This window comes from Mycobacterium sp. (assembly GCF_049280035.1).
Lineage (GTDB): Bacteria > Actinomycetota > Actinomycetes > Mycobacteriales > Mycobacteriaceae > Mycobacterium.
The window spans coordinates 1-2,259 of record NZ_JBAPPI010000410.1 but is presented as its reverse complement, the minus strand read 5'-3'; the positions used below and the strand labels follow the sequence as shown (position 1 = coordinate 2,259).

Annotated in this window: 2 protein-coding genes and 1 pseudogene; 1 reads left to right on the top strand and 2 read right to left on the bottom strand. The window is 66.2% G+C overall.

The genetic code is table 11. The features are described 5' to 3' along the window. Together WAN71_RS13710 and WAN71_RS13705 are read right to left on the bottom strand one after the other, a co-directional pair. Positions 1-176: pseudogene (locus tag WAN71_RS13710) on the bottom strand (amidohydrolase); the annotation flags it as partial. 35 nt (positions 177-211) lie between these two features. Next, positions 212-1,750, bottom strand: a complete 1,539-nt coding sequence (locus WAN71_RS13705) for an AMP-binding protein (RefSeq protein ID WP_422225856.1) — start codon at positions 1,748-1,750, stop codon at positions 212-214. A gap of 114 nt (positions 1,751-1,864) precedes the next feature. On the opposite strand from WAN71_RS13705, the gene WAN71_RS13700 reads away from it, so the two are divergent. Then, on the top strand, positions 1,865-2,259 hold a 395-nt coding region (locus WAN71_RS13700), incomplete at its 3' end, for an enoyl-CoA hydratase/isomerase family protein (RefSeq protein ID WP_422225855.1).

The window sequence follows — 2,259 nt, the reverse complement described above, 5'->3', positions numbered from 1 at the left end:
TTGCTGATCTGGCCGCGGATCGCGATCTTGGTGCGCCCGTTGACCTGCACGTACTGGACGTAGTCCTTGTACTCCTTCGGCAGGAACTTGGTCAGCGCCTCCGGCGGCTCGTAGAGATGATTATCCGCGTCAAAGAGCGGGAACGGAACGTCCTCCCGATGCGACAACTGCCCCATGAAATCCTCCATTGCATTTTTTGAGAATCATATTCTCACCCAGACGCTACCGCAATGTCCTCACGCACCAGACGCTTCTGTACTTTGCCGCTCGGCGTGCGCGGATAGTCGGCGACTTCGAGCAAAACTTCCGGCCATTTCTGGCGAGCCACCCCCTGGCCGACGAAATGCGCCCGAACCTCGTCTTCGGTGGGCAGAACGTGCCCCGGTTTGAGCCGCAGCACGGCAGCGACCCGCTCACCAAGGCCGGCGTCGGGGGCGGCGACCACCACCGCCTCCGCGATCCCGGGCATTCCGAGCAGCACTTCTTCGACTTCCACGGCGCTGATATTCTCCCCGCCGCGGATGATGACATCGGCCTTGCGGTCGGTGATGGTCAGGTAGCCGTCGGCATCCAGCACGCCGACGTCACCGGTGCGATACCAGCCGTCGTCGTCGAATGCGGCCGCGGTCAGCGCATCGTCGGTGTAGCCCAGAAACAGGTCCGGGCCGCGGCTGAAAATCTCGCCGTCGGCTGCCAACCGGATCTCCACGCCGGGCATCGGACAACCATCGGTGAGCAGGCGTTTGTCCTCCGGTGCGTCCAGGGTTGAACCGGTGATCGAGGGATGCTCGCTGCTGCCGTAGGACCGGAACACGATGATGCCCATGTCCGACAGCCGTCGGGTCACCGCCGCCGGCACCGTCGACCCGCCCAGCCCGAGGGTCTTGATCCGGGCCTGGTGCGCGGGCGTGCAATCGGGGTGATCGAGCAGGCCGGTGACGAAGTACGGCGGCCCGCCGCCAAGCGTCAGGCCGTCGCGGTCCATCAGCGCCAGCACTTCTCCCGGGTCCCAGCTGTCGATCAGATGCACCGACCCGCCGTTGAGCACCGGGATCAGCAAAGCGGCAAGCATTCCGATGAAGTGGCCGACCGGTGTCGCGGTCAGCTGGTTATCGCCGATCGACTGGATCTGGCCGGCGAGCTGACGAGCCTCGCAGACCAGGCTGCGATGGCTGTGGATGACGCCCTTGGGCGCGCTGGTCGTGCCAGAGGTGAAGGCGATCAAAGCGGGTCCCGCCGGGTCGGCGGCAACCGTGCCGGCCATCGGTTCGTCGGCGAGCAGATCGTCGAAGTCGCGCCCGACCAGCCCGACGATCGGAACCTCCGAGCACAGATCGGGCTGATAGGTCATCCGGCCGAACTCCTCGGCGGTGATGAACACGCGCGGTTTGGCGGCGGCCAGGATGTGCGCCAGCTCCTTGCGGCCGTAGAAGTGCACGATCGGTACCAGCGCCGCCCCCAGGAACGCGGCCGCCCAGAACGTCGCCGCGGCCTCCATCCAATTCGGCAACTGAAACGCCACCACGTCACCGGCGCCGACGCCACGGGCGCGCAGCCCGGCCGCGAGCCGACGGGCCACTTGCTCGACGTCGCGGAACGTCCCCGACCATGGCCGCACATCCGAATACACCCGAAACTGCGCGTCCGGCGCGGCGTGCAGCCCATCGGCCAGCACCTGCCCGAGGGTCTCGCGGGTCCACCAGCCCGCTTCCTCATATCGAGTGACCAGTTCAACGGGAATATTGCGCATTGGCTCAAGGCTCCGACCGGCAAACGTTAGGGTCATGCAAAAGGCTGTCGATTCAATGGGCGATGCTATTCTCCGCTGAGGAGAATGCCAATATCGCGCGATGGGAAGCGGCGCATGGTGGACGTCGAGTTCGACCAGGGTCTTGCCGTGCTGACCATCGACCGGCCGCACGCGCGCAACGCCATCTCCCTGGACACCATGGACCAGTTGGAAAAGGCACTCGACGCGGCCGAGGGAGCCAGCGCTCTCGCCATCACCGGCGCCGGTGACCGGGCCTTCGTGTCCGGCGGAGACCTCAAAGAGCTCGGCGCGATCAGGACCCAGGAAGACGCGGCGGCGATGGCTTGGCGGATGCGATCGATCTGCGACCGGCTGGCGAGCTTTCCCGCGCCGGTGATCGCCGCGCTCAACGGTCACGCTCTCGGTGGTGGCGCCGAGGTCGCGGTGGCCGCCGACATCCGGTTGGCCGCCGACGACATCAAGATCGGGTTCAACCAGGTGGCCCTGGA

What these genes read in the sequence shown, in the direction of transcription:
- WAN71_RS13705 (WP_422225856.1), bottom strand. Translation starts at nt 1,750, where the DNA reads ATGCGCAATATTCCCGTTGAACTGGTCACTCGATATGAGGAAGCGGGC.